Origin of the sequence: Desulfosediminicola sp. (genome assembly GCF_048381775.1) — a bacterium.
In the GTDB taxonomy this organism is placed as follows: Bacteria; Desulfobacterota; Desulfobulbia; order Desulfobulbales; family Desulfocapsaceae; genus Desulfopila; species Desulfopila ganghwensis.
Genome location: NZ_JBLXGE010000001.1, coordinates 193,514 through 220,231 on the forward strand (window position 1 = coordinate 193,514; position 26,718 = coordinate 220,231).

Annotated in this window: 22 protein-coding genes; 15 read left to right on the top strand and 7 right to left on the bottom strand. The window is 50.3% G+C overall.

What is annotated here, in order from left to right:
* Positions 1–2: 2 nt before the first annotated feature.
* From ACN5NT_RS00865 to ACN5NT_RS00915, 11 genes are all read left to right on the top strand, one after another.
* Entirely contained in the window at positions 3–1,745 is a 1,743-nt protein-coding gene (locus ACN5NT_RS00865) for a LytS/YhcK type 5TM receptor domain-containing protein (RefSeq protein WP_136796185.1), read from the top strand.
* A 317-nt stretch (positions 1,746–2,062) separates the two neighbouring features.
* Positions 2,063–3,499, top strand: a complete 1,437-nt coding sequence (locus ACN5NT_RS00870) for a carbon starvation protein A (RefSeq protein WP_419174144.1) — start codon at positions 2,063–2,065, stop codon at positions 3,497–3,499.
* A 517-nt stretch (positions 3,500–4,016) separates the two neighbouring features.
* Positions 4,017–5,918: a sigma-54-dependent Fis family transcriptional regulator gene (locus tag ACN5NT_RS00875; RefSeq protein ID WP_419174145.1), complete on the top strand. Its 1,902-nt coding sequence runs from the start codon at positions 4,017–4,019 to the stop codon at positions 5,916–5,918.
* A gap of 705 nt (positions 5,919–6,623) precedes the next feature.
* Positions 6,624–7,745 carry an NAD(P)/FAD-dependent oxidoreductase gene (locus ACN5NT_RS00880; RefSeq protein ID WP_419174146.1) on the top strand — a complete coding sequence of 374 codons (1,122 nt, stop codon included), beginning with the start codon at positions 6,624–6,626 and terminating at the stop codon, positions 7,743–7,745.
* Positions 7,738–8,028: a (2Fe-2S)-binding protein gene (locus ACN5NT_RS00885; protein ID WP_419174147.1), complete on the top strand. Its 291-nt coding sequence runs from the start codon at positions 7,738–7,740 to the stop codon at positions 8,026–8,028. Before ACN5NT_RS00880 ends, ACN5NT_RS00885 begins: the two co-directional genes overlap by 8 nt.
* Positions 8,028–9,455 carry an FAD-dependent oxidoreductase gene (locus tag ACN5NT_RS00890; RefSeq protein ID WP_419174148.1) on the top strand — a complete coding sequence of 476 codons (1,428 nt, stop codon included), beginning with the start codon at positions 8,028–8,030 and terminating at the stop codon, positions 9,453–9,455. Before ACN5NT_RS00885 ends, ACN5NT_RS00890 begins: the two co-directional genes overlap by 1 nt.
* Before the next feature lie 22 nt (positions 9,456–9,477).
* The gene (locus tag ACN5NT_RS00895; protein WP_419174149.1) at positions 9,478–9,840 is read left to right on the top strand and encodes a RidA family protein; all 363 of its coding nucleotides are present in this window, start codon (positions 9,478–9,480) and stop codon (positions 9,838–9,840) included.
* A gap of 129 nt (positions 9,841–9,969) precedes the next feature.
* Positions 9,970–10,452 carry a TRAP transporter small permease gene (locus ACN5NT_RS00900; RefSeq protein ID WP_419174150.1) on the top strand — a complete coding sequence of 161 codons (483 nt, stop codon included), beginning with the start codon at positions 9,970–9,972 and terminating at the stop codon, positions 10,450–10,452.
* A 1-nt stretch (position 10,453) separates the two neighbouring features.
* Complete coding sequence (locus ACN5NT_RS00905) at positions 10,454–11,758, top strand: TRAP transporter large permease (protein WP_419174151.1); 1,305 nt, start codon at positions 10,454–10,456, stop codon at positions 11,756–11,758.
* A gap of 26 nt (positions 11,759–11,784) precedes the next feature.
* Complete coding sequence (dctP, locus tag ACN5NT_RS00910; RefSeq protein ID WP_419174152.1) at positions 11,785–12,783, top strand: TRAP transporter substrate-binding protein DctP; 999 nt, start codon at positions 11,785–11,787, stop codon at positions 12,781–12,783.
* A 727-nt stretch (positions 12,784–13,510) separates the two neighbouring features.
* Positions 13,511–14,161 (top strand): TetR/AcrR family transcriptional regulator, encoded by a 651-nt coding sequence (locus ACN5NT_RS00915; RefSeq protein ID WP_136796176.1) that lies wholly within the window; start codon positions 13,511–13,513, stop codon positions 14,159–14,161.
* A 151-nt stretch (positions 14,162–14,312) separates the two neighbouring features.
* On the opposite strand, the gene ACN5NT_RS00920 is transcribed toward ACN5NT_RS00915, so the two are convergent.
* The 7 genes from ACN5NT_RS00920 to ACN5NT_RS00950 all read right to left on the bottom strand — a co-directional run bounded on the left by ACN5NT_RS00920 (position 14,313) and on the right by ACN5NT_RS00950 (position 21,622).
* Entirely contained in the window at positions 14,313–14,858 is a 546-nt protein-coding gene (locus tag ACN5NT_RS00920) for a PaaI family thioesterase (protein WP_136796175.1), read from the bottom strand.
* 67 nt (positions 14,859–14,925) lie between these two features.
* On the bottom strand, positions 14,926–15,735 hold the full coding sequence (locus ACN5NT_RS00925) for a ComEC/Rec2 family competence protein (RefSeq protein ID WP_419174153.1): 810 nt from the start codon (positions 15,733–15,735) through the stop codon (positions 14,926–14,928).
* 112 nt (positions 15,736–15,847) lie between these two features.
* Positions 15,848–16,996, bottom strand: a complete 1,149-nt coding sequence (locus ACN5NT_RS00930) for an AI-2E family transporter (protein WP_419174154.1) — start codon at positions 16,994–16,996, stop codon at positions 15,848–15,850.
* A gap of 314 nt (positions 16,997–17,310) precedes the next feature.
* Positions 17,311–18,768: a TrkH family potassium uptake protein gene (locus tag ACN5NT_RS00935; protein WP_419174155.1), complete on the bottom strand. Its 1,458-nt coding sequence runs from the start codon at positions 18,766–18,768 to the stop codon at positions 17,311–17,313.
* A gap of 267 nt (positions 18,769–19,035) precedes the next feature.
* Complete coding sequence (pyrF, locus tag ACN5NT_RS00940) at positions 19,036–19,749, bottom strand: orotidine-5'-phosphate decarboxylase (protein WP_136796171.1); 714 nt, start codon at positions 19,747–19,749, stop codon at positions 19,036–19,038.
* Positions 19,750–19,845: 96 nt separating this feature from the next.
* Complete coding sequence (locus ACN5NT_RS00945) at positions 19,846–20,673, bottom strand: hypothetical protein (RefSeq protein WP_419174156.1); 828 nt, start codon at positions 20,671–20,673, stop codon at positions 19,846–19,848.
* A gap of 115 nt (positions 20,674–20,788) precedes the next feature.
* Positions 20,789–21,622: a hypothetical protein gene (locus ACN5NT_RS00950; RefSeq protein ID WP_419174157.1), complete on the bottom strand. Its 834-nt coding sequence runs from the start codon at positions 21,620–21,622 to the stop codon at positions 20,789–20,791.
* Positions 21,623–21,879: 257 nt separating this feature from the next.
* On the opposite strand from ACN5NT_RS00950, the gene ACN5NT_RS00955 reads away from it, so the two are divergent.
* The 4 genes from ACN5NT_RS00955 to ACN5NT_RS00970 all read left to right on the top strand — a co-directional run bounded on the left by ACN5NT_RS00955 (position 21,880) and on the right by ACN5NT_RS00970 (position 26,620).
* Positions 21,880–23,670: a vWA domain-containing protein gene (locus tag ACN5NT_RS00955; RefSeq protein WP_419174158.1), complete on the top strand. Its 1,791-nt coding sequence runs from the start codon at positions 21,880–21,882 to the stop codon at positions 23,668–23,670.
* Positions 23,671–23,919: 249 nt separating this feature from the next.
* A complete protein-coding gene (locus tag ACN5NT_RS00960; RefSeq protein WP_136796167.1) occupies positions 23,920–24,204 on the top strand; it encodes an antibiotic biosynthesis monooxygenase family protein in 285 nt (94 codons plus the stop codon).
* A 278-nt stretch (positions 24,205–24,482) separates the two neighbouring features.
* Positions 24,483–24,746 (top strand): OadG family transporter subunit, encoded by a 264-nt coding sequence (locus ACN5NT_RS00965; protein WP_167495682.1) that lies wholly within the window; start codon positions 24,483–24,485, stop codon positions 24,744–24,746.
* An 86-nt stretch (positions 24,747–24,832) separates the two neighbouring features.
* Positions 24,833–26,620: a biotin/lipoyl-containing protein gene (locus ACN5NT_RS00970; protein WP_419174159.1), complete on the top strand. Its 1,788-nt coding sequence runs from the start codon at positions 24,833–24,835 to the stop codon at positions 26,618–26,620.
* The last annotated feature ends 98 nt before the right edge of the window (positions 26,621–26,718 follow it).

Below are 26,718 nucleotides of genomic sequence, written 5' to 3' on the forward strand. Positions count from 1 at the left end.
CCATGTCGATATCAATACTGATTACTTTTCTGCTTAAGCACGTAGGGCTGCTCATTGCCGGAGCCTTTGTACTACTGAATATCTCACCGGTGCAAGAACTGAACTACAAGCGTGACTCTGTCTACCACAAGTTGTTCCTGATCTTTTTTTTCGGGTTGTTCGGTATTCTCGGCACATACAGCGGTAACAACATTTTCAGTTCCTATGCCAACCTGAGGGCCATGGCGGTGATCCCTGCCGGCCTGTTCGGTGGGCCAGTGGTTGGCCTCGGAGCCGGTCTCATCGCCGGAGGTCACCGTTTTCTTATCGACCCCTGGGGATTCAGTGCTTTTCCCTGTGCCACCGCCACCGTACTTGAAGGTTTGATCGCAGGCTTTATTCACCTGCGCTATATCGACAGGAATATGAATTGGAACCTGGCCATGCTGATTGCCTTCGTCGGTGAATCGGTACACATGTTAATGGTTCTGCTGCTGTCCAAGCCCTATGAGCAGGCACTTGAACTTGTACAGCTGATAGCCCTGCCAATGATCATCGGTAACGCCCTCGGTGCCGGGCTCTTTATCCATGTGATTAAAACTCTTTATGAGCACAGGGAAAAGAAAGACTCAACCCAGGCCCAGAGAATCTTCGATATCGCCAACAACACCGTTCGCCACCTGCGTGACGGGTTAAACAGCGCAAGCGCAGAGGCCACGGCAAGAATTATCCATCGCAGGCTGCGCGTTCCTGCAGTGGCTATCACTGATCATTCACATGTACTGGTGCATGTCGGGCTCGGCAACGACCACCACCTCGCCGGAGAACCCATTCTCACCAGCTCCACCAAAAAAGTGATAATGACTGGAAATCCGATCTTTTTACGCAAGAAAGATGCCATCGGCTGTGATCATCAGGGCTGCCCCTTTCACTCCGCAATCATCGTCCCCTTGAAGAAGGGTGGCAGGATTGTCGGCACCCTCAAGTTTTACGGCTCGCGGACAGCAGAGTTGAATCGTATCCATTTCGAGGTCGCCCGCGGCCTGACCGACCTGCTCTCCATCCAGCTTGAGCTTGAGGATATCCAGGTTAAGGACAGGCTCCTGGCCCATGCCGAGATCAGGCACCTCCAGGCCCAGATCAACCCGCATTTTCTTTTCAACTCGCTGAACACCATCGCCTCCTTCTGCAGAACATCCCCTGCAAAAGCCCGCGACCTGATTCTTGATCTCTCGTTGTATATGCGCAAGAATCTCGACTCAAGCCGGGGCTTCATCAAGCTTGCAGATGAGCTTGAACAAATCAACTCTTACGTCGCAATTGAAACAGCTCGCTTTGGTGAGAAGGTGAAGGTCAACCTCAAGGTTGAGCCGGGCTGCGAGGAATGGCCAATTCCTCCCCTGATCATTCAACCATTGGTGGAAAACGCTATCAAGCACGGTATTGTCACCCAGGAAACCGGAGGCACCGTTTCGCTTACTATCTTTCAAAATCTCGATATGCTCGAGGTGACAGTGGAAGACGATGGTTCCGGCATTCCAGACGAGATCCTGGCTACCCTGCTCGATCACAAAGACCTCGAATCCCACGCTGAAGGTATAGGCCTCAGAAACAGCAACAAACGACTTATGCAAATCTATGGTCCGGAATACGCTATGGAAATCAGCAGCTCCACCGGAGAGGGAACGTCCATCTCCTTTCACATCCCCAACGCTGCCAACTACCGCCTCACCCGGGAAAATCATATTGTCGCCGAACTGAACTGATCTGCCGGCCACCCGTTCATCATGACACCTCGTTGGCAGAGAATGGCTATATCGACCTATTTCTCCATTGTTTTAGACTACTCTATGCTTTTCTTTATCCCTGCCATTTCAACACGCCTCTATGCACTTCAGCCTGCCTTCCCGACACTCCAACCCCTCTAAACAACGTTTCAACGTCAAATTATCGGCAAAATCCTCATACCCATTTACTATTCCGCTCATGATTTACTGATCTGTTTTGAGGGGCGTGACCGATTGTGACCTGCAATGGCCCAGTTGTTCACGTGGGAAGTATTTTCTTCTGGAGGAATTTTATAATGGTTTTTTTTCTTACCTGTGTGGGGTTGCTCATTCTTGGCTACTTCACCTACGGCGTTTTTGTTGAAAAAGTGTTTGGGATTGACGCCAAGCGTCTAACCCCCTGTATGACCAAAGAAGACGGTGTGGATTACATGTCTATGCCGACCTGGAAGGTCTTTTTTATTCAACTTCTGGACATCGCCGGCCTCGGCCCGATCTTCGGTCCGATTCTTGGAGCACTGTACGGACCTTCAGCACTGATCTGGATTGTGGTAGGTTGTATCTTTGCAGGAGCGGTACACGACTACTTCAGTGGCATGCTTTCTGTTCGCAGCGGCGGCAAGTCCATCCCTGAGGTTGTCGGAGATATCATGGGAATGCCGGCTCGCCAGACTCTGCGTGTCTTCTCTGTTGTTCTGCTTCTACTGGTTGGCGTTGTCTTCATCCTCGGACCTGCAAAACTGCTCAGCAGCCTGACCGGATTCAATGTTCAGCTGCTTATCGGCTGCATCTTCCTCTACTATTTCGTTGCCACCGTACTGCCGATCGACAAAATCATCGGTCGCCTCTACCCGCTCTTTGGAGCGCTGCTGCTCTTCATGACCATCGGTATCATGTTCGGTTTGGTCTATCATGGATATGAAATTCTGCCGAACCTGGATTTCAGCACCAATTCCCACCCAGGTGAAAAGGCGATCTGGCCACTGCTCTTCATCACCCTCAGCTGCGGTGCTATCAGCGGTTTCCATTCCACCCAGTCACCACTTATGGCCCGCTGTATCAGAAATGAAAATCTCGGCCGCAAGGTCTTCTATGGCTCGATGATCGTCGAAGGTATCATCGCTTTGATCTGGGCTACCGTCGGTATGTCTTTTTACAGCGGCCCGGAAGCGATGAATGCCGTAATCGCATCCGGTTCACCTGCCGCAGTGGTCAACGAGGCCTGCACCACCCTGCTCGGTCCAATTGGTGGCTTTCTGGCAATCATTGGTGTTGTCATTCTGCCGATCTCCAGTGGTGATACCGCTTTCAGATCTACCCGCCTGATCATTGCCGAGACTTTCAAGGTCAACCAATCAGCGACTGCAAAACGTCTGATGATTGCAATTCCGCTCTTCATGATAGCCTTTCTGATTACCCAGCTTGATTTCAATATTATCTGGCGCTACTTTGGCTGGTCTAACCAGATGCTTTCCATGCTGGTTCTCTGGAGCGCGGCGATCTATCTTGCCAGGAAAGGTAAATTCCACTGGATCTGCACAATCCCTGCGACATTTATGACCGCAGTCGACGCAGCTTTTATCCTGCAGGCGCAAATAGGCTTCAACCTGCCGGCAACACCATCAAACATTGCCAGCGTAGTCATCGCCATGGTCGTTTTCGCCATATTTATGATCTACGTAAAACCTGCGGACGAACCCAGTTGCCAGGGTGAGCCGGAAATCCTGTCGTAACTGTAACTACCAAACATCCAGACTATAAGTAGTTGCTCCTTCAGGGACACTGCAATACATGCAGTGTCCCTGATCACGTCTGCTCAGGTCTGATTTCATATCTGTTTCAGTGCTGATCTTCTACCATTTCATTCCTTGCCCTGGCTGCCAACTTGAAAGGTTTTAATCTGCGTTTGCCACGTCATTAATCACCCGCCCGAACGATCACCGACTGTGCCTTCTGCAACAGCAATTGACAAATACTCAGGTATCGATCGTTTTTCCCATTTGCTTGACTTCGTGGTGCTCAATCCAGGTTCCGAACCTCGAATTGTCCACAAGTTCCCATCTCCTCGGATACAGAGAAACAATTTCCAGACTCAATGCTTTTCAGCATGGCTCATGCTGGCCGCATCTCCAGCAACATTCATGCTTCGGCCGGTCAACTACTCGGCCTCGCTTCGATAGATATGGAATTTTTCTTCTTAAAAAGATACTGTAACTCCCAATGTTACTTTAACTTCACCTTTATTGAGCCATGGAACAACCTATAGTCAACGGTACAATACTGACCAGGGAGCAGTTACGCGGAGTCATTGAAGAGTCCCACAAACGCTCAGAGTCTTACGGTGTAAACAGAGACGAAAGAGATCTCAATCAGCACAGGTTATCGGAAGATGAACTGGAAGCCAAAAAATTGGCAAACGCAGATATCCTCAGCCAGGTGAAGGCAACCATCAAGGAATTCTACGAGCTCATGTCGCCTGAGGATTTCAGTGTCGGCTTCGCGGATAAGGATGGATATATTCTCTTATATGATGGCGGTGAAGCAGCACGCCAAAATTCGAGAAATAGAAAATTTTCTCCGGGTTACAGATGGACAGAACGTGATGTCGGCACATCTGCAACGAGCCTTTGCCTGAAATTACAAGTCCCCATCCAGCTCAATGACACGGACCATTATTGCCGCAGGGCCCATGGGTTTATAAGCTCTGCTGCACCCATCTTCGGCCATAAAAAAACGTTGCTGGGTGTGCTTTGCGTGTTCGGTGATTCGAGCCTGGTACATCCACACACCCTGATCATGATAACTTCCGCCGCCCGTTCAATTGAACGCAACATGAGGCTACTGAGGCGCAATAAAGACATGTCGATGTACATCGGGTTTCTGGACAGTGTCATTGAGGCGTCAGGTACCGGAATGATTACCTTGGACAAGAATTTACGGATCAGAAAAATCAACCGCCAGGGCAAAAAAATATTCCGGTCGGTCAACCTTGAAGGGAAACCCATCTCAGCTCTGGCCGATTTTGACCTGGACCTGCAATCAATTTACACGCACCCCGCCCATTGGAAACACAAAGAGTGTATCATCAAGTCAGGAAGAAAAGATCTCCACATCATCTATTCAGCCCAACCAGTTGTATCAGCTGAGAAAAAGCTTCTCGGCGCGGTTATAGATTTTGCCGAGTTCAGCAATATCCAGAAACTGGTAGATAAGATATCCGGAACAAAACCGTTCTTTACCTTCGACTCCATCATAGGTTCTTCACCTCCATTCCTCGCGGCCATAGAACTTGCCCGACGAGCCTCAAACTCCCGATCAACCATCTTGCTCCTCGGTGAAACCGGGACCGGAAAAGAGCTGTTCGCCCAGGCAATTCACAACGGATCCGAGCCCAATGGCAGGCCCTTTGTCCCCATAAATTGCGGAGCCATCCCAGGCGAGCTTCTGGAGAGCGAACTGTTTGGCTATATGGAAGGATCGTTTACCGGTGCCATGAAGGGCGGCCGCCCGGGGAAGTTCGCCCTCGCGAAAGGCGGGACAATTCTCCTGGATGAGATCGGCGACATGCCCCACGATATGCAGGTCAAGTTGCTCCGTGTCCTGCAGACCGGCGAGATTCAACCTATTGGCGCCAATCATGTCATTAAGGTTGACGCCAGGATTATCGCCTCCACCCACGTAAACCTTTCCGAGGCCGTACAGACCAACAGGTTCAGGCAGGATCTCTACTATCGGCTGAATATTCTCCAGATAAAAATCCCTCCCTTAAGGGAAAGGGGAGCAAGAGATATCCACACACTTGCCAACCATTTCCTGAAAAAAGCTGGACATAAACAACAACTTACTGAAGATGCATTAAAAGCTCTTGCCGCTTATCACTGGCCGGGCAATATCCGGGAGTTGGAAAATACAATCCAGAGAGCACTCCATGTCTGCGACGCCAGGCGCATAACAGCCGAGGACCTTGCCCTGGGGATCAATCATAGTAACAGGAACGTACCGGGCGGCACCTTGGCTGAGATGGAGAGAAATATGATTTCCGCCTCACTGAAGAGTACCGATGCGAACATGTCCGAATCGGCCCGGCGGCTCGGAATCTCCCGGGCAACTCTCTACAGAAAAGTCAAACTGTATCAGATAGAAATAGTCTAAAATTGGTCGTTGATACCCGCCACGTCACCACTCCTCGTCCCTTCATACCACCCGGTTCCATCGAACTGGCGAAATTGCCCCTATTTCCCGATTCCTGCTGATCATGGATATCCGATCACGATTGCAACCATATTGCCTTGAACGCCTTACTAAGCTCAATAATTCTGCTACATAAGCCCTTCAAAACTCCAACTCACCACCAACAACAAATGGTAACGGGCCGGAATCAAAGGCCCGGGAAAACCAAGATCAGATCCGCCGCGAATTCTCTTACAGTTACGTAAAAATGCCTGCCCCACCCAACGCCGGCCCGACCTCCCGTTTTACTTATTCATTACATCGCACGTGATATTCTCACTTTGCGACATGTCTCAAAGTGAGAATATCTCGTCAATCCCAATAGTAATTGGCATGAAAGATCGTCCGGCAGAAAATGTGTCTCATTTTGACACATGCCTCATGACGGGTATCTAGGTATATGCGCGTGAGTTTCCACTGTTGCACACCCGTAATCAAACGATCAATTTAATATAATGTTTTCAGGCTATTGGATCTTTCCTCCTCTGTAATCGTCACTGTAAGTACCACATTTAACCATACAAGGTGCCGGGTGGCATGAATATGGCTAGTGAGAACGTAAATCACAATTTATTGACTGAACATCTCTCATACAGGGACCTGTTCGAGACTGATGGGGACAATCAAGTGGAAAAAATTGATATTATCGTTATCGGTGGAGGAATCGCCGGCGCTGCAACAGCCCTGGGCATGGTTCGCCGGGGTGGTGGCAAAGTGGTCATGTTTGATGAACAACTTCCAAGCCAGAGACTTTCGAGAGGGAACTTCGGTCTGACATGGTTCATGCCCAAAGGAGCAAACAACCCGACATACGCCCTGTGGAGCCGAATGGCAACCATGCATTGGCCCGAGTTTGCTGCCAAGCTTGAGGAAGAAAGTGGCTATGACGTTGAGCTGGAGTGGAACGGCGGGGCCATGCACGCCATAGGCGAGGAACAGTTTAATGCCTATGGGGAATCTGTGAAGAAAATGACAGACGTCTGTAGGGAAGTGGGACTTGACTACCCCGTCAGGATGCTCGACAGAGACGAGTTCGCAGCCATGATTCCGAGCATGCGACTCGGCGACGAAGTTTCGGGAGCAATGTATTCAGCCGAGCAGGGGCATGTAAATCCCCTATGCCTCCTTGGCGCGATGCGTTACGCCTTCCAGAAAAGGGGCGGCGTCTACCATGGGGGGACCTCCGTTTCAGCGATAACCCCGAAAGGAAACGGTACCATTGAGCTCACGACCTCCAAAGGAAAGTTCGTAGCTGAAAAACTGGTCGTTGCGGCAGGCCATGGTTCAACCCGCCTGCTGGCCGAACTCGGGGAACAACTACATATCTACCCCCAGCGTGGCCAATTGATAGTCACCGAGCGAGTAAAGAAGGTACTCAATTTCCCTATTCTTGCCGTACGTCAGACCATGGATGGAACGTTCATGATCGGGCTTTCCACGGAAGACACCGCCCATGATGTCCAGGTAACAGTTGAAGCCATGAACAGCCAGGCCAAAGGAGCAATTCGGTTGTTTCCGGAACTCGCTGACCTGAACTGGGTACGGGGCTGGGGTGCCATCCGTGTCATGACCCCTGACGGCTCCCCCATCTATGAGCAGCTATCGGAGCATCCGAACATCTATGTTCTGGCAGGACATTCAGCGGTTTCCCTGGCACCGGTTATGGAAAAGCAGATCAGTGACTGGATACTCGACAGGGACATAGCGCCCCAAATTTCTCAATTTAGCAACGGAAGGTTCAATGTTTAATCAAGAATCGACAGTAACTGCCAAATTCGAAATAGTTCTTGACGGTGAGACCATCGCAGTGCCGGGTGACATGAGTGTCGCAGCCGCTCTCCTGGCAATAGGGAAAATCACCACGAGAACCTCACCTACTGCGAAAGAACCCCGTTCGCCGCACTGTCTGATGGGAATCTGCTTTGAGTGCTTGATGGAAATAGACGGGGTTCAGCGACAAGCGTGCACGACTGAAGTCCATGAAGGTATGGTCATTAATCGTGGGATCAAAGAGGGTGAGGGAGGGAAGTGATGAGTGATCATTATGATGCTATCGTGATTGGGGCAGGTCCTGCAGGTCTCACAGCAAGCTCCCGCTTGGCTGAAATGGGACTGAAGGTGCTAACCCTCGATGAACAGATCAGGCCAGGAGGGCAGATCTACCGCAATGTGGATAATGCCTCCCCCGCAAATCTGGAAAAAATGGGCGAAGAGTACCGAAAAGGTCTCACCCTCACGGAGAGATTCCGAAAAAGCGGTGCTATCTACCTCAATAACAGTTCAGTATGGAATGTGGAACCTCAGGGTAGGGTCTGCTATTCCAGGGATGGTGTATCTGAACGAATCACAGCTAATTACATCATCATCGCAACCGGCGCCATGGAACGGCCGGTGCCGATCCCGGGATGGACACTTCCCGGTGTAATGGGGGCTGGAGCCGTCAACGGTCTTGCCAAGGAAGCTGAGCTATCCCCAGCAGGCAAGGTGGTTCTGGCAGGCAGCGGCCCATTGCTGTTGCTGGAAGCGTCTCTGCTCTTGGAAAAAGGTATTGAGGTCGAAGCAATCCTTGAAACAACGCCCCAAATTCCGACACCGGCAATTTTGAGCGATGTCCCCAAGGCCCTGCTCGGAACAGGTTTTCTGTTCAAGGGATTGAAAATGCTGAGGGATATCAAGAAAACAGGTGTCCCTCATTATAAAGGTATAAAAAAACTGAGAGCCATCGGCAACGGGACTCTTGAAACGGTTGAGGCGGAATGCGGCTCTGAAAAAATATCGTTCAAGGCTGACATGCTCCTGCTTCACTTTGGTGTAATTCCCGAGACACATATTTACAGAATGCTCAAATGCCATATGCAATGGCATGAAAAATACCGGTATTGGCAGCCTGTAACCGACAGCTGGGGACGGACCAACTACGAAAAAATCTTTGCCTCCGGCGATGGTACCGGCGTCGGGGGTGCCCTTGCGGCCGAAATCAAAGGCGAGTTATCTGCCCTTGAAGTAGCTCATTGCCTTGGAATAATCCCTACTTACGAGCGGGACAGCCTGGCTGCATCACACCGGGAATCGCTGTTAAAAGACAGCTATCCCAGACCGCTTATTGACGCATTCTTCGCGTTTAATCCGGCGAACTTCACGTTCGATGATGATACCGTTCTCTGCCGATGCGAAAACGTAACTGTCGGAGATATCAGGACCATCATATCCCAGGGGGTGACCGAGCTCAATGAAGTGAAAGCGATCACCAGATGCGGCATGGGGCCCTGCCAGGGACGCATGTGCGGGCCGGTGCTCGGTGAGATCGTGGCCGCCGAACTTGACGCCCGGGTTCCCGAAGCGGGGCTTCTTACCATACGGCCACCGCTCAAGCCGATTCCCCTGGGGGAACTGGCAGCAATGGACATAGTCGCCGATGGAGTTGACCCTGCAAACCTGTTTAAGAACCAGAGCAAATAATTATCAAAGTCAGGAGAATGGAATGAGCGCTATAAAGCGAATCGAGACTTCCGAACGAATGAGCAAAATTGTTATTCATAACGGAACTGTATACCTTTGCGGCCAGGTTGGTCACAGTTCTGACGACCCTGTTTCAATAGGTTGCCAGACCGAAAACATGCTCGCCAGAGTGGACGCCCTGCTAGCGGAAGCCGGCAGCAGCAGGAACTCTATTTTATCAGCGACGATCTACCTCCGCGACATGAAGGATTTTGCCGAGATGAACAAGGTATGGGACCGCTGGACCCCCGAGGGCCATGCCCCGGCAAGGGCCTGTGTCGAGGCCAGAATGGCACGACCCGATCTGTTGGTTGAGATATCCGTTATTGCCGCTCTTGAGGAGTAATCATTCACATTCATACAGGTACAGGCATACGTTTCATCCAACTAAAAATCAGAACAAAGGGATCAGCAGTATTGTAATATCTGACAATTAACCTTTAAAGCGGAATCGTCGAAGTCGGAGGAGAAGTGTATGGAGAGGTTTTTTAAGTACATTCTGCCACTGCTTATCAGTATCGTCGCGGCAGTGGAATTTTACCAGGTTCTGATGAGATACGTGTTCGAGCTCCCGGTCATGGGGCTTGATGAACTACTCATCTATCCGACCCTGTGGCTGTATCTGCTTGGTAGCGTCAATGCCGCTCGGGAGGACACACAGATTAAGGCCAACGTCCTCGACGTATTTCTGAAAACCGATAAGTCGAAACTTGCGGTCCGGGTCGTGGCCGACATCATGTCGGTTGTCGTTTCCATCTGGCTCACATACTGGGCATGGGATTATTTCGTCTACGCCAAAACAGTGTGGAAAGAGAGTCCGACCCTCTATATCCCCACATTCTGGGCAGAATGTTCCCTGTTTATCGGGCTGGTCCTGATGACGCTCTACAGCGGCTGGTACATGCTGATAAACATGCGCAGGCTCGCAACCTTTCCTGCACCGGTAAAGGAGTCTTAAGATGGAAATTGTAACTGCTTCTCTCATCGCCTTGGGCGTTCTGGTCCTGATGCTGACATTTGGCGTAGCGCTGCCGTTTTGTTTCGGTGGTGCGCTGATGACCATGTACTACCTTGCAGATGCCACCATGGAAGGGACCATGGTCTGGGGATACTCTCAGCTTGCAAATCCGGTTCTTCTTTGCATCCCGCTCTTTGTCTTTGCCGGCACGATCATGAGTGAAAGCGGCATTGCCGCCAGCCTACTTAATTTTGTCAATGTGTTTGTCGGCCGCATACGGGGCGGGCTTGGTGTGGTTGCCTCCGTGAGCTGTGCCATCATCGGCGCCATCTCAGGAAGCGGTCTCACCGGTGTTGCCGCCACCGGCCCATTGCTGATTCCAGAAATGGCCGAAAAGGGCTATCCCCGTGGGTACGCAACCGCCCTGGTGGCCAACTCCTCAGTACTCGGTCTCCTCATCCCTCCAAGCGTCACCATGATTATCTACGGCTGGGTGACAGATACTTCCATTCTCGCCTGCTTCCTTGCGACACTTGGCCCCGGTTTGCTGATAACTTTTCTCTTCTCTGTGGTCAACCTTGTCATGGCCCGCAAGTTTCCTCTCAAACTCGATCCCCCCTTATCTAAAAAAGAAATGGTGAAGGAAGCTGTCAGCTGCTCCTCACGGGCAATTCCGGCCCTTGTTATGCCGCTTATCATCCTGGGTGGAATATATGGCGGCATCATGACCCCCACCGAGGCCGCCGCCGTGGCGGTAATCTATGCAATCCCGGTTGGGTTTCTGATCTATAAGGGTTTGACATGGCCAACGTTCCTCAAAGCCGCCAAAAGCTCCGCCACTGCGGTGGGCGCCATCATGGTCATGATTATTTTCAGCCTGATGCTCAGTCAGATATTTGTCATGGAGGATGTTCCCCAGGCTCTGGTTGAAGGAATATTCACGGTCACAGAGAACAAAGTGCTGCTGCTTATCCTGATAAATTTTCTACTGTTTTTTGTTGGCATGATTGTCAACGACATCACCGCGATAATCCTGATTGCGCCACTTCTCCTTCCTCTCATGGAGGCAATTGGGGTCTCTCCGATCCAGTTTGCGGCGATAATGGGTGTGAATACCGCCATGGGGGGAGTGACTCCACCTTATGCCTCCATCCTGTACCTGGGTATCCGAATCGGTAAAGTAGAATTCTCAGAAGTTATTAAGCCAGCGATGCTATTGATTCTCTGCGGCTATGTTCCTGTCGTTTTTCTTACCTCGCTTTGGCCAAACCTGTCTCTCTTTTTCCCGAGACTTTTTGGTTATTAATCATCAACCCCAATCAGGAGTTCGAAATGAAGAAGCGTTCAATTGTTGGTTCGTTAATTGTTGCAGCGAGTATGTTACTGGTGACCGGCACCCTTCAGGCCAAAACCTATAAGATTTCACACGTCAGACCCCAGGGGGCCGCAATAGATACTGATTTACGTTGGTTTGCCGATTCTATAGAAGAAGCATCTGACGGGAAGATAAAAGCCAAGGTGTATCCAGCCAGCGCCCTTGGGGATTATACCATCGTTCAAGAGCGTGTAGGTCTTGGTGCTGTAGATATGGCCTGCCAACCCCCCTCCTCTGCTGCTGACAAAAGATTCCAACTGGTCTATTTCCCATATATGATGAAGAACTGGGAGCAGGCGCGTAAGAACTACGCAACCGATGCGCCTCTAAGAAAGGTTGTCGCTGAACTCTATGATAAGCAAAACATCAAGCTTCTCGCCGCATGGCCTGTATACTTTGGTGGCATTGCATTTAATACCGACGTACAAGACTACGGGAACCCCGAAGCAGCCAAGGGCATCAAACTGCGCGTTCCCCCGATGAAGACATTCCAGCTTCTTGCCGATACCACAGGATACCTCGGCACCCCGATTCCATTTTCGGATGCTTTTACTGCTGTCCAGACCGGTGTCGTTGACGGCGTGATCGGCTCAGGTGCAGAAGGCTATTATTCCTCCTTCAGGGATGTGACCAAAAATTATCTGCCGTCAAACACCCATTTTGAGGTGTGGTACCTGATCATGAGCAAAAAGAAATACGACAAGCTCTCCCCGGAAGGACAAGAGCAGATCCAGGATATCGCCAATCAGTTTGAGGATCGTCGTTGGGAAGTAGCGGCAAAAGATCAAGAGGCAAATGAGCAGCGTCTTGCTGATTATGGCGCCACAATTCTCCCTATTAGTGAAGAGGAAATTGACGCAATAGCACAAAAAGTCAGAACTGTTGTCTGGCCGCAGATCCAGGAAGATGTCGGTACAGAGTGGGCTCAGACCGTTCTGAACAGCATCGTTGAATAACTGACCGCCAGGACATCGGTCCGCAATAATTCAAGTTGCGGGCCGATCCGTTTCACGCTTGAGGTTGGCTGAAATCGATTGTTTTCCTGATCCCTGTTCTGACTATTCGGTTGAAAGACTGCCGCTCAATAAAGAACTCAATCTCATCATTACTGGTGATTGACTTTTGAACAGATCAAATCCAACGGTTATTTAATACCCTGATAGAGTTTTTGATCGAGGCAGGTTGATCAAGAAATATTTTCTGGCAATGGATGCCATTCTCCCACTATTCACATCTGCTTTACCAGCTAACTCACCCCACCTTGAGAATACCCCTGAACTGGAGCCACTCTGGTCTTTCTGGCTCTTTTTCTCGCTTATCTGAATTAGTATGGACTTTTTCGGCAGCCTCAATGAGAAAATCTGCAAAGAAAAATTCGATCGGTACTCTCTGCACTTGACTTATTCGGTCAATTGACCTAATATCTCAGTCAAGTGACCTTCGACATTCATTTTCGTCAATGTTCACCCTGTCTCCTGGTGTGGTAGCAGCGCTTAGGTACTGACAGACTGTATTTTCCGGATCGCTTATCTCCCTACTCTCTCTCTCTTCAAGCGGTTCGCAGTCGAGGGGGGAAGGCTTCTGGTCTTCCTCCCTCGACTTTTTTCAGGTAACGACAGACACACTGTTCTTCTAAAGAACAAATAAACATTCCAGTATTTTTTCACCTATTCCGGTCGAACTATGAAAAAAACTGAGAGTACCAAAGAACAACTCATCACCAGTGCCGGCGAGCTCTTTGCAGACAATGGGTTTGGCGCCGTAAGCACCAGAATGATCGCTGACAGGGCCGGAGTCAAACTCAGCGGAATTCATTATCATTTTGGCAGCAAGGAAAAGCTCTATATAGAGGCCTGTCTTACTGCCCACCGCCGTTGTCAACTCACGACTTTTGCCGATATTCTTGAAGAAAACCCAGCTCTCGCTTCAACACCGGAAGGCCAGGCAGAAATAGTCAGAAACGCTGTTTTTCGCTGTTTTCACGATCACTTCTATTCCAAGCGCCCCGAATGGGAAGTTAATCTTCTCCTGCGGGAAATGATCACCCCCACCAACGCCATGACCACTCTGGTCGATTTGATTTTCAGACCGGAAGCGGAGAGCGCCGCACTTTTTTACCAGCAGGTAAAGCCAACAGCCAGTTATGAGGAAGCGGCCGCCTGGTTTGATCTCATGTATGGTGAAATATTCTTCTATACCGTTGCCCGAAAAACCATCCAGATGGTTCGCGGTGTCGAAACTCTCAGTACCGAGTTTTACCAGATGGCTGCAGCAAAACTTGCGCGAGCCATGATTCTGGAAGCAGATCTCCCGCTTCCGGCAGATTTGACATAGCTATTGCATCGGGTCACTTACTGAAAACACGCTTTCTCTCTTTTTCAATCCTTCAAAGACAGCCAGGATAGCTCCGGGATTAAAGTCTCATCCCTATTTCCCACACAAAAAAACCGGCAAGGGTTATAGTCCCCCGTGCCGGTTTGCGGTATCAGTTCAACTCTGTGGTCTCGATCCGGTCACTACCGGAAATGGCTGCGGACTCCATCGCCTCGATATCCTCTTCAGACATTATCTTCATCCGCAAAAACTGCTTTTTGGAAAAAAGCGCAAACTCACCATCCGCTGCGGCACAAAGCTCGCCATGCTCGTCATGAATTTCGGCTCGTACCAGGGCCCGCCTCTCGGTTGGCTGCTCCCTGATATAGCCGGTAACTGTCAATTTAGCACCTATTCGCACAGGGCGATGGAAAGATACCGTCATAGTCTTGGTGAGCATAAACCGACGTGTCAGGATAATTACCGTCCACCCCATGGTCTCATCGAGCATGGTGGAGAGTATCCCGCCATGAATGAGATTAGACCAGCCGCGAAAGCGTTTATCCATCGTAAGCCGTGAGCGCAACATGCTCCCGTTCGACTCAAAACGCATCTGTAAGCCGTGGTTATTACCCGGACCACAGCCAAAACATTCCTCATCTGCAGACTTCAGAAACCTCCATAATGGTTCCGTCTCTTCCGTATGGCTCTCGTACATGCCATCTCCTTTTCTGTGAAAAATTGCGCATATTTGAATGGAAAATATCGTGACTTTCGATATGCAATTAAGGTTGCAGCCGGATGTTGCCGTTTTCTGCAACTCGCATTCTGATCACTCCCTCTTCGGCTGTGGCGAAAGTCCGGATCTTATGACTGAGTAATTGATCAACCAACTCACGCCCAGGTCTGGCACCACTGATTATGACAACCTTCGGCTGAACACGCTCGAGTAGGGTTTGTGAGATTCTATTCTCTTCACCGGCTCCGAACTGCAGAACCATGGAATTCAGATCCTGCCTGGAGCGAAGCATTCTCTCCTCGCCATTTGCTGAAACATCACCCAACAGTAGAAAGCGGAAATCGTTAAACTCCACCAGAAGCGCCAACGCACGGCTGGTGTAGTCTCCCCCCCCCGCAAAGGCCACCGAAGGATGAACCACCTTGATCCGCATATCACCACACTTCCAGGAGTCCCCCCTGGCCAGTACGGAGTACGGCAGATGAAACTGCAGTTCGCTATACTTCCTGTAGCCGTCCTCGGATTCATTCATGTCACCATTATCCGAGAGCTCTAAAATTTTCATGGAATCAAACAGAACCTCCAGACCACCATAAAGCTGCTTATGTGGATGGGTGATTACCACAAAATCAAGCGTCTCGATCCCTCTCTCCTTGAGTAGGTGGGCAATCTCATCACCATATTTTCTGGGGCCGGCATCCACCAGCATTGCGCACTTGCCGGGTTGATGCAGCAGGGTGGCATTACCATCTCCCACATCGGCGAAATAAATATCCACCGGTTTCGCCAAAACAGAAACAGCAGGAAAACCCCAGATCAGGGCTAAAAGCAGACAGCACGCAATTCGAGTCCCCATTAAACTCCCCTCGTGGCCTGAAATTGTATCTCCTTTTTACGGACCTAAAAAATTCTGCGCATGTTCAAATGATATCTGTTGTGCGCACATTGTTCAAATCCAGGCAGCTCTCTTACCCTTGTTTTTCCTGCTTCTCACTTTCTTGGGGCGATATGGCAATCTCTTCCACCCCGGCCGATTCTTGTCGGACGGCGCGGATTATCGGGCCAACGTCGGGGAGGTATTCGTGAAAAACCTTGCCGTAAATACCCCAGATAGTGATGAAAAGCGCAGCTATTATGGGGCCGATTATAATTCCGAGCAAGCCAAACATGGTGATTCCGCCGAGGGTTCCGAAGAGTACGAACAGATCATGCATCTCCGTATCTTTGCCCACCAAGCGTGGTCGCACCAAATTATCCAGGTTACCTGCGACCGCTCCACACAGGATAACCAGAATAATGACACCGGTGAAATTCCCCAACAGCGCCAGAATAATTACCGCAGGTCCCCAGACAATAGCAGTACCGAAAGCAGGGATAATGGAAGTAACAGCCATTACACTTCCCCAGAACACCGCACCCTCAATACCGGCAATGGCAAAGGCCAGGCCGCAGATCGTGCCCTGCATGATCCCGATAATGATCGTGCCCTTGATGGTCGCCCTGGTTACGGAGGTGAAACGCTGCAGCAGGAGCTGCTCGTCTTCATCCTCTAAAGGCAGAAAGTAGAGGATGCGCTCCAGCAACACATCACCCATAGTGAGAAAATAGAACATCACGTAGAGCATTATGATCGCACCGAATAGCGCATTCACGGTCATACCGGCAACTGACTGCAACGATTCAATCAGAAAGCTCGACACCGTACCGACCAGCTCTCCGGCTTTCTGGACAAGCACATCCCGATACGGCAGTAGCAGCTCATAATATGGAATTTTCTCTAAGAAACGACCGACTGCAGACGGTTCATTAATAAATTCCTGCACCCAGGGCGTGACAGACTGGCCCACATTGATCGCCTGGCCGACAACAACGCCGATAAGGATTGTGAGAGGTATAAGCACCACCAGTACGATGCCGATAACAACCAGGATAGACGCGATATTCTGCCTGCCACCGATCTTGCCGCTCAACCACCTGTGGGTCGGGCTGGCCATGGATGAAAAGAGTGCCGCCATGAATATCGCCATCAAAAAGCCTTGAATCATACTCAGGAATATGGCCGAGATGAGTACCACCAACCCCAGCAACACCGCCTTGTGTACAGCTTCCTTCTTCATTTCTATTCACTCTCCGAAAATCGTTACTGTGGTTATGTCCATAACATTCTATTGCAAATCCGGGAGAGTATTCAGGCTCACTACATCTCCCGGTTTGACCGGCGGAAAATTACGGCCGGCCAAAACTGTGGCATTTAGTTCCTGATACCTCACATAATCGTAGTATTACAACATAGTACTGCAATTTCGCATAGAACAACATACGCCTTGACGCCTCAGGTGATTCTCCATTCCGCACGCCTTCCGACTCATTCCTTGCCCAAAAGGCCCGCTTGATGCCGGACCTTTCACGGTCTGCCGCTCTCGAAAATGAGCTATTTTTTCCAGAAGTCAGGCAAAAAGATCACCAGGGCTGAAAACATCTCCAAACGGCCGACCAACATATTCCAGGAGAGAAACCACTTGCTGGCGTTTGACAAAAAGGCATAATTCTCGGTCGGTCCCACCGCACCGAAACCGGGGCCGATATTCATCAGTGATGCAATTACGGCACTCATGGCGCTGAGGTAATCCACCGGGTCAAAGAGAACCACCAGGCAACCTCCACCCAGGACGAGCAGGATATTTACAATAAAATAGCATACCGCCAGGTCGATTACCCCGGCCTCAACCGGCCTGCCATTCAAACGCACCGAGTTGACCGTCATCGGCTGCACATAGATACGCCGCATGGTCGCATACATATATTTGAAGATGAGCGCATAATGAACGATTTTGATACCGCTGGTGGTGGAACCGGCGCAGGCGCCAATGAAGCAAACTACAAAAAGCAGCATAATTGCCGCCTGGGGCCACAACTCATAGTTGGCAGTGGTAAAGCCGGTTGTGGTTAACAGTGAAACTACCTGGAAGGACCCGAATCTTAAGCAATCTGTAAAGGTAGAGTATGAACCGCTGCCATAGAGCACCAGACTGGTAGCCATAACGAAGAACAGTACAATCACCAGGTACCAGCGAAATTCCGTATTTTTAGCTACCCCGCGAAAATCACCTTTTATGAATTGGTAGAAGAGACCAAAAGTGATACCACCGAGAAACATAAAGACTATGATGACCCAGTCGATATAGGCGCTGTCAAACGCCTGCACGCTGGCATTGCGGGTAGAGTAGCCTGATGTTGAGACTGTTCCGAAGGCGTGGCAGAGGGCATCAAAGAGCGACATGCCGCCAAACTGCAAAAGGACGGTCTGAATAAGATTCAGGGCCAGATAAATAGACCAGAGCCAGAGCATGGTGTCCTTATTTCTGGCTTTGAATTTCTCACCGGTTATCACCTGCCCCGGACTTGACTCCGCCCTGAAGATACGCACCCCACCCATGCCGTGGGGCAAAAAAAGCAATGTAAGGGTCAAAAAGCCCATCCCCCCGAGCAGATGCGTCTGGCTACGCCAGAACAGTAGCCCGTGCGGCACAGATTCGATATCAGTCAGAATCGTCGCACCGGTCGTGGTATACCCGGACATCATTTCAAAAAATGCATCGGTAAACGATGGAATCGTGCCATGCAAAATAAAAGGCAGTGCAGAAAAGGCTGAAATCATGACCCAGCCGAAAGTGGCCAGGAAAAGTCCATCCTTCATACTGAAATCATAATTTTTGCGATAAACGTGTTTGATCACCAGGCCTAAACTAATTGTGATCAGAGCAGAAATAATCAGAGCATTCAGGTCGTCGCCCCCAAACCAGAGAGAGCAGAGTATCGGCATTATCATGGAAGAGCCGGTGACAACCAGTAGGACTCCGAAAACATTGAGAATTGATCTGTAATTCATAGCTGATACATTCCCCCAGACTACGTCACAGGGCTTTTCCCCAAAACGAAGCCGGAATCATAGGGCAGCTGCAACCCTGAAATTCTGCCAAACCCGACAGGACCTAACATACCGGAAAATAGGAACTTACCAGTCTGCCCCTGGCGAATCGACTAAAAAAGTGAGAGCAACCGGCCTCAATGGCGGCCGGTCCTCTCGTATCTTTTAACATAACGTTCTGAAGATCAATAGGATTTCATCCATATTGAATCAGTTTTCCAAGGAAGGCTAGGAGGAAGAGTCAACTATATCCTGCTGCATCATTTCGATAACGCGGACAGGATCGTCAGCTTTGGTGATAGGGCGGCCGACCACGACGTAATTGGCGCCATTCTTGATTGCCATTCCAGCGGTAACCACACGTTTCTGGTCATCACCGGAATCGGTTACATTGGCACCGGGACGAATGCCCGGGGTGACAATGAGAAGTTTCTCACCCAGCTCTTTACGCATTCTCTCTGCTTCCATGCCAGATGAAACCACACCGTCACAGCCCAGTTCGAGGGCACGTTTGGCACGGTAATAGACCAAATCCTCAACAGACTGGGTCATGCCCATGGCACGCATATCCTCTTCGCCAAAGCTGGTCAGCACAGTAACTGCCAAAAGCTGCATATCACCTCTGGCTTCCATGGCAGCCCTGATGATGGGGTCATTACCATGGATGGTTGCAAAGGTTACACCCCTGCTGTTCACCTGCTCCACTGCCAGCTTGACAGTTTCGGGAATATCAAAAAATTTCAGGTCAAGCATGACTTTATGACCTCTGTCCACGATCCAGTCCACGGTGTTGAACCAGTCTGACATAAAGAGCTGCAGCCCAACTTTGAAAAAGCCTGCATGCGACTCGCACCGTTTGACCATTTCCTTGGCCTTCTCCGGATTATCAACATCCAGAGCGACAATTATCCGATCCTTTAACGGGATTTGCTGTTCACTCATCTTGTACTCGAAGGGTAATATTTTAACAGGTGGCAGACCCGCAGTAACATGCAGGGTTTATTATGCACCACCAGTTGGTGAAAATCCACGCTGTATTTACTCCCATTGGGACTGTTCTGCAAGTAGTGAGAAAATCCGGGAACACTGCTGCGGACTCGGGGTCTCACCACTTTCAGGCAACAGTTTCACAATTTTCTCAAGCTCGACGCCCCGCTCAGCATCGGCGACCGAAGCGACAACAGACGTTCCCTGTGCTCTTAACCTGAGCCATTTTCCCCTGTCCGTGCTTTTGCTTATGCAGGCAGAGGCAATATCAGACATCCACTGCTCCAGATCCCTGGTTTCCAACGCCTCCTCAGCTGAGGCTCTTTCCCGCTCCTCATCCAGGGACATCGCTTCAGGCATTGCCCGCTTCTGCAATGATTTTGTCTGGGGCTGGACAGCGTCTGACGATACCTTTGGAACAGGCACTCTCTCCACCGCAGACTGCTCCATAACTGGGGCGGAAGGAGCAAAATCCTGCTGATTGATCTCCCTCGGCACTTCGCGGATATTGAGGAAGACGACAACACTTGCCGCAATGGCAAACGCCGAACCAAGCCAGGTCAGGTTGCGAACAGTTGAGGCAGAGCGTGACGTGCCGCCGCTTCGTTCCACAGAGGCAATACTGAAACTGATTGCCACCAGGGCATTATAACATTTTTTACACTCGGCAAAATGCGCCATCGCCTGCTTTTTTTCTTCGGGAGAGCTGGTTCCCATGGCTATCGAAGCCAGTTGCTCATTGGTAAGGCATGTTCCGCTGTCAGGCGCTTCCTGCTGGTCTTTTTCTTCAGCAGCGAGCGCCAGTTGTGCCGTCAGCGCATCCTTTTTTTGATGTGTATCTATACGCTCGTTTTTCTTATTCTGCTCGTTCGCTGTCATGACTGAAATCACTTATTGTGTCGAACAATTGCCCGCTTCGACCTTTTTATTTTTGTCCCACCATTGAGGCATAAAAAAACACCTACGTGGCTCCTGCCAATAACCCCGGTTCCTGTTACCGTAATTGGCCGAGGATCTCTTCGGCAAGGCCGGCCCGATCAAAATCATCCCGCAATCGGCTGAGCAGCCGCCGCAATCGACCGTGCGCCTGGTGGCGATTAAGACCGAGTAATTGACCTGCCTGAGTAACGTTCATTCCATCCTGATAACAAAGTTTCAGCAGCAGTTTTTCTTCAGGGTTGAGCTCTATCTGCAGAGAACAGAGCCGGTTCAAATCCCCCTCAACAACCTCTTCGGCAACATCGGTCATGATGGTGAAGAGCATCCGAAACATCTCTTCACGCTGTTGTCGCTCCAGTGTCTCTCTTGGTGGCGGGATTCTGCCATTATCATTTTGCTTGTTATCACCATCAGCATCAGCCTGCTCAAGCTCAACCTCGAGCCCCTGGTGAGCACCGCAATCAACAACCTGTTGCCTGATTATCCAGGCAGCCTCTTCGATATCAACTCCGGGGTTTATTTCTCTGCGGTACCGGCTCTGCTGATCCATTGCGGCCACCGATTCGGCTATATCAAGACGCTCAAGACAGAGCAGTCGATACAGTTTCAACCAGAAACCACCAAGGTTTCGTATCCAGAGCGGAGCTCGTTTTCTGCCAAAGCGGCTCCGGGCAAAATCTTCGAGTAGTCGATAGCACACCGTTGCTATAAACGCTGAGAGATCAGCTTTCCCAGCATATTTCTTTAATCTGCTGCAATCGTCGGCGAGTAGCTTATCTACTACAAAGAGAGCCGCCTCCTCAGCGGTGGTCCCTTTACCAAAACGCCGCACGGCCAATACATCTATCAATTTCCAATGCGCCGTAATCTGTTTATTCCAGTCAATCACCAAGCTCAGCCATCCACATGCAGGTTTTCTTCAAACATTCTCACCGTCCCGGCCTTACGCCCGCAATTTTACACCGAATGACCGGATAATACAGAGATTTGTAGAGCTATCCATTTATTTTCTCAAAATATTTCTATTCAGACTGTTTTTTCCGACACATCTGTTCCCGTTTTCCGTCATCTCTGGAAATGCCTTTGTTAAAAGAAATCCCATTGGCCATACAACCGTCAAAAGCAACCGTATTAAGGGAGGAGGTTATGCAAAACGTTGAACAATCAGCACCCGGCAAAAACTATCAACCAGAGAGAGTAAACAGGTTGGCCGTTATCGCTTCATGCCTTGTTTTGTCGATCACAATCGGCTGTCACCGCTCAGCCATCGAAAACGACGAAGAGAAGAGACAAAGCTTGACCCAAACAGATGAAACCAGCCAAATTGAACCGGCCCTGCCACCACCAATTTCACCGCCTCAAACACTCAATGATGTAGTAATTGAGACAAAAGGCACATTTGCCGCCAAAAGGCTTCATGAGTCTGGGCAGAGAGCTTTCGTCAATGCCGGGGCCGCTCCGTACGGACATGACAGTTATCACCTTCCAGCTCCGGTGATAAATAATGAATCGTATAACGCACAAAAAGAGAATGGATTCATTGCCACCTCGAACGATCAACTCTCGACATTTGCAATTGATGTCGACACAGCCAGCTACGCCAATATCCGTCGTTTTCTAAATAGTGGTCAACTTCCACCCGTTGGCGCCGTACGGATAGAGGAGATGATTAACTATTTCGATTATTCACTCTCCCCTCCCCAGGCAGAACCCTTTGCGATCCATGCCGAGCTTGGCAACGCTCCATGGAACGAAAGCCATAATCTGCTGAAAATATCCTTAAAAGCCAAAGAGCTCGATGGCAAAGAGCTGGCCCCATCGAATCTTGTTTTTCTGATAGACGTCTCCGGTTCCATGTCTCAGCCAAACAAGCTGCCACTGCTGCAGAAATCGTTATATATGCTGGTCGATCAACTTTCCGCCAAGGACCGGGTAACGATTGTAACCTATGCAGGATCTGACAGTATCGTACTGCAGCCGACTGCCGGTGATAAAAAAGAACACATCCGGGAGGCAATCAACAGCCTGGCATCGGGCGGATCAACCCACGCCTCTTCAGGAATCCATACAGCGTACCGACTTGCCGAACAGGCATACATGCCCGGCGGCAACAACCGGGTTATCCTCGCCTCGGATGGTGATTTCAACGTCGGCGTTACCAGCAGGGATGAACTTCAGGAGCTGATCCGAAACAAAAAAGAGAGCAACATCTATCTCACCGTGCTTGGTTTCGGCATGGGAAATTACGCTGACGACACCATGGAACTTCTGGCCGACAGCGGCAACGGCAACTATGCATATATCGATTCTATTCTGGAGGCAAAAAAAGTTCTGGTCAAAGAACGTGCTTCCACCCTTTTCACCTTAGCCAGAGACGTAAAACTGCAGATAGAATTTAACCCTGAGATTGTTGGGGCCTACAGATTGCTCGGCTATGAAAACAGGTTGCTGGCCGATGAAGATTTCAATGACGACAGCAAGGACGCCGGGGAGATCGGGTTAGGGCATACGGTAACCGCCCTGTATGAGCTTATCCCGGCCGGGAACGCGGATCTGCCAGATGTCGACCCACTGAAATATAGCCTGACCTCCAGCAGCACCGCGCCCAGCCAGGCCGATAAAGGTGGCGGTTACAATAGCGAAGCCGCTACCATCAAACTCCGCTACATCCTGCCTGGCAGCCCAGGTTCGGTAAAACAAGAACTGGTCGTTAAAAATCATCCCAAAGAGCTTGCTGCAACCTCGGATGACTTTCGCTTCTCAGCCTCAGTTGCCGGGTTTGGCATGCTGTTGAAAAACTCCGAATATATCGGCAGCACAAACTATCAGCAACTACTGCTGCTCGCTAAAGGCTCCCGTGGCCCAGATGAAGAAGGATACCGGGCGGAATTTATCCGCCTGCTCGAAATGGCCAGCCTTATCAAACCCGCCACCTGACATCCTGGTTGAGTAAGTAAAAAAACTTCCAGCCGCAATGTACCGGCGGCTGGAAGACTTTTCGCCTCTTTTATTTAGCTGCAAATTGTCACAGCGTTATACGCCCCAAAAAGCCCTTTACTAATTCCTTTTACGCCTATATCCTTCTAGAAAAGCGACATTTTTCATTCAGAGAAACAATCTCTTTACTGCTTTTTTCCCTGTAATTCACAGCTAAGATTACACCGGCCAAAGCCGGGAGGAGCGCTTATGACAGTAAAAATTTTCATAAGACGTAAAGTGGCTGCCAACAACATTCTTGAACTCACTGTACTACTAAAAAAATTACGGGCTCTCACGCTGAGCCAGCCCGGTTATATTTACGGCGAGACCTTGCGACGCCTAGATCAGGATAATGAGTGTCTGGTCATCAGCACCTGGCGCTCCCTGGAAGACTGGGATAACTGGTTTCAGAACGATGAGCGGGTGGCTATTCAGCAGCAAATCGACGAACTCCTCGGTGAAACTACCGAATACGCCATCTATGAGGTGTGAGCTACCGTTAGAGGGGCGGGCGAATATACCCCACACGAAACCCTGCCCCAACACCTTTATTTTATTGATTTCATTTCTTTCAAGCAGAAATGTTTCAAACCCATGTAAGCTGTCAGGCTCCTGACAGAAATCAGCTCCCACCTCTGTGTTACATCAGTAAATCTGATTAATCCAATTATTCTAATGCATTTGTCCGGCCCCTATGCATGGTGTACATTGACCTCCTGCGGTTTATTTTTTATACCAGTCAACCCTTCAACAGGAGGAGGTGTACGCTGATGATAATTGAAGGTGTCAAGCTGATGTTTGTGGGCATGACTACGGTCGTGTTGTTTCTGCTCTTCATGATCCTGCTGATCCAACTGGTGTCCCGTCTGACCCGTGAGGCCACCGCCAGAGAGCTTGCAGCAATCAAACTGGAGAGGGAGCTTCTGGCACGAAGCAAAAAAGAAAAGGCGGCCTCAAGTGATGCTGATGAAGACATCGCCGTAATCGCTGCCGCTGTGGCGGCGTTCGAGGCAGAGAAGTTTGCATGCAGTTGAGCTCGACTCCTGAAACTCACTGACCGGCAAGGTCAAAATTTTCAGGAAATGTTGTAAGAGATAAAACCTAAAGCGAGGAGAGTAACGTGGGCAAGAAAGTAATCAAATTCATGGATACATCCTTCAGGGATGGATTCCAATCTGTTTTCGGCGCAAGAGTTCTCACAGACGATTTTCTTCCGGCAGTAAAAGCTTCCGTTGAAGCTGGTATCGACAACATCGAAGCTGGCGGCGGTGCCAGATTTCAAAGCCTGTTCTTCTACTGTGGTGAGTCCGCATTCGACATGATGGACCGTTTCCGTGCGGAAGTCGGCCCGGACGTAGCTCTCCAGACTCTCGCCCGCGGCATCAACGTCGTCGCGCTCAGCCAGTGTCCACGTGATATCATCGATCTGCATGCCAAGATGTTCAAGAAGCACGGTATCACCACCATCCGTAACTTCGACGCCTTGAATGATATGCGCAACCTGGAGTATTCCGGCGAGCGTATTGACCACCACGGGCTCAATCACCAGATCGTTATCTCCATGATGGAACTGCCTCCAGGCTGTTCCGGTGCGCATGATCCCGAGTTTTACATCGATCGCCTCAAGCAGATTCTCGCTGCCGGTATCCCATTCCACTCCATCTGCTTCAAGGATGCCTCCGGAACCTGCAACCCGAATAAAGTTTATGAAACTGTAAAAGCTGCCCGTAAGATTGTTTCCGAAGACACCACCCTCTGGTTCCACACCCATGATACAGCAGGTATTGGCCTGAGCCAGAACATGGCGGCCATCCAAGGTGGTATCGACGGTATCGATCTTGCCAAGACCCCGGTTTCCGGTGGTACCTGTCAGCCCGACATCCTCTCCATGATGCATATCCTGAAGGGCACCGACTACACCCTCGATATGGATTACAAGAAGATACTGGTTGCTGTGGACGCCTTCGAGGAAGCAATGAAGGATTACTTCTTCCCGCCGGAAGCAAAGATGATCCACCCCAACGTTACCCTGTCACCAATGCCTGGTGGGGCACTTACCGCCAACACCATGATGATGCGTGACACCGGCACCCTGCATCTCTATGCCGATGTTATTAAAGAGATGAGCGAAGTTGTGGCCCGTGGTGGTTTCGGTACCTCCGTTACTCCTGTTTCCCAGTTCTACTTCCAGCAGGCGTATCTCAACGTTACCCAGGGCAAGTGGAAAAAGATCAACCCAAGCTACGGTAACATGGTACTCGGCTACTTTGGCCGCACCCCTGTCCCTGCAGATCCGGAGATCGTCAAGCTTGCCTCCGAGCAGCTTGGAAAGCCGGTCTTCACAGAAGATCCTCTCGATATCCTCGAAGATGGCATCCCCAAAGCAACCAAGATCCTGGAAGAGAACAACCTGCCGGTCAATGATGAAAACATCTTCATCATCGCCAGCTGTGAGTCCAAGGGTCTCGACTTCCTGCTTGGCAATGCCAAGGTCAATGTGCGTAAGATCAGCGACGAGAAGCCTGAGGAGAAAAAACCTGCCAAAGCAGCCGCAGCTCCTGCCGCTGCACCGATGGGACCGCGCAACTACACCATTACTGTCAACAACCGTCCATACAACGTGAGCGTCAGCGAGGCCGGTGGCGTTCAGGCCGTTCCTGCCGCAGCAGCCGCTGCCCCGGCACCTGCAGCAGAGGGTGAGGATGTCGATGCTCCGACCCCGGGCAATGTCCTGAAGGTCCTGGTAGCAGTGGGTGATAGCGTCAAGAAAGACCAGCCTATCGTGGTTATGGAAGCGATGAAGATGGAGTCTGACGTTAAAGCTCCTGCGGATGGCAAAATTACCGCCCTGCACGTAGCTGTTGGCGACACCGTTCAGACCGGCGAGCCGCTGGTGACCATCGCTTAAGAGACACTTCCGGTAATAACAGAATCCCGGCTCTGGTCGGGATTCGATACTCTGTCGTCTATGATTTGGATAGCAATATGAAAATACGATTGCTCATA

Excerpts from the sequence above, each read along its gene's own strand:
- ACN5NT_RS00885 (WP_419174147.1), top strand. The coding sequence starts at position 7,738 with ATGTTTAATCAAGAATCGACAGTAACTGCCAAATTCGAAATAGTTCTT.
- ACN5NT_RS00915 (WP_136796176.1), top strand. The coding sequence starts at position 13,511 with ATGAAAAAAACTGAGAGTACCAAAGAACAACTCATCACCAGTGCCGGC.
- pyrF (WP_136796171.1), bottom strand. The coding sequence starts at position 19,749 with ATGAGTGAACAGCAAATCCCGTTAAAGGATCGGATAATTGTCGCTCTG.
- ACN5NT_RS00920 (WP_136796175.1), bottom strand. The coding sequence starts at position 14,858 with ATGTACGAGAGCCATACGGAAGAGACGGAACCATTATGGAGGTTTCTG.
- ACN5NT_RS00955 (WP_419174158.1), top strand. The coding sequence starts at position 21,880 with ATGCAAAACGTTGAACAATCAGCACCCGGCAAAAACTATCAACCAGAG.
- ACN5NT_RS00905 (WP_419174151.1), top strand. The coding sequence starts at position 10,454 with ATGGAAATTGTAACTGCTTCTCTCATCGCCTTGGGCGTTCTGGTCCTG.
- ACN5NT_RS00930 (WP_419174154.1), bottom strand. The coding sequence starts at position 16,996 with ATGAAGAAGGAAGCTGTACACAAGGCGGTGTTGCTGGGGTTGGTGGTA.
- ACN5NT_RS00895 (WP_419174149.1), top strand. The coding sequence starts at position 9,478 with ATGAGCGCTATAAAGCGAATCGAGACTTCCGAACGAATGAGCAAAATT.
- ACN5NT_RS00965 (WP_167495682.1), top strand. The coding sequence starts at position 24,483 with ATGATAATTGAAGGTGTCAAGCTGATGTTTGTGGGCATGACTACGGTC.
- ACN5NT_RS00925 (WP_419174153.1), bottom strand. The coding sequence starts at position 15,735 with ATGGGGACTCGAATTGCGTGCTGTCTGCTTTTAGCCCTGATCTGGGGT.
- ACN5NT_RS00890 (WP_419174148.1), top strand. The coding sequence starts at position 8,028 with ATGAGTGATCATTATGATGCTATCGTGATTGGGGCAGGTCCTGCAGGT.
- ACN5NT_RS00960 (WP_136796167.1), top strand. The coding sequence starts at position 23,920 with ATGACAGTAAAAATTTTCATAAGACGTAAAGTGGCTGCCAACAACATT.
- ACN5NT_RS00935 (WP_419174155.1), bottom strand. The coding sequence starts at position 18,768 with ATGAATTACAGATCAATTCTCAATGTTTTCGGAGTCCTACTGGTTGTC.
- ACN5NT_RS00870 (WP_419174144.1), top strand. The coding sequence starts at position 2,063 with ATGGTTTTTTTTCTTACCTGTGTGGGGTTGCTCATTCTTGGCTACTTC.
- ACN5NT_RS00945 (WP_419174156.1), bottom strand. The coding sequence starts at position 20,673 with ATGACAGCGAACGAGCAGAATAAGAAAAACGAGCGTATAGATACACAT.
- ACN5NT_RS00875 (WP_419174145.1), top strand. The coding sequence starts at position 4,017 with ATGGAACAACCTATAGTCAACGGTACAATACTGACCAGGGAGCAGTTA.
- dctP (WP_419174152.1), top strand. The coding sequence starts at position 11,785 with ATGAAGAAGCGTTCAATTGTTGGTTCGTTAATTGTTGCAGCGAGTATG.
- ACN5NT_RS00865 (WP_136796185.1), top strand. The coding sequence starts at position 3 with ATGTCGATATCAATACTGATTACTTTTCTGCTTAAGCACGTAGGGCTG.
- ACN5NT_RS00900 (WP_419174150.1), top strand. The coding sequence starts at position 9,970 with ATGGAGAGGTTTTTTAAGTACATTCTGCCACTGCTTATCAGTATCGTC.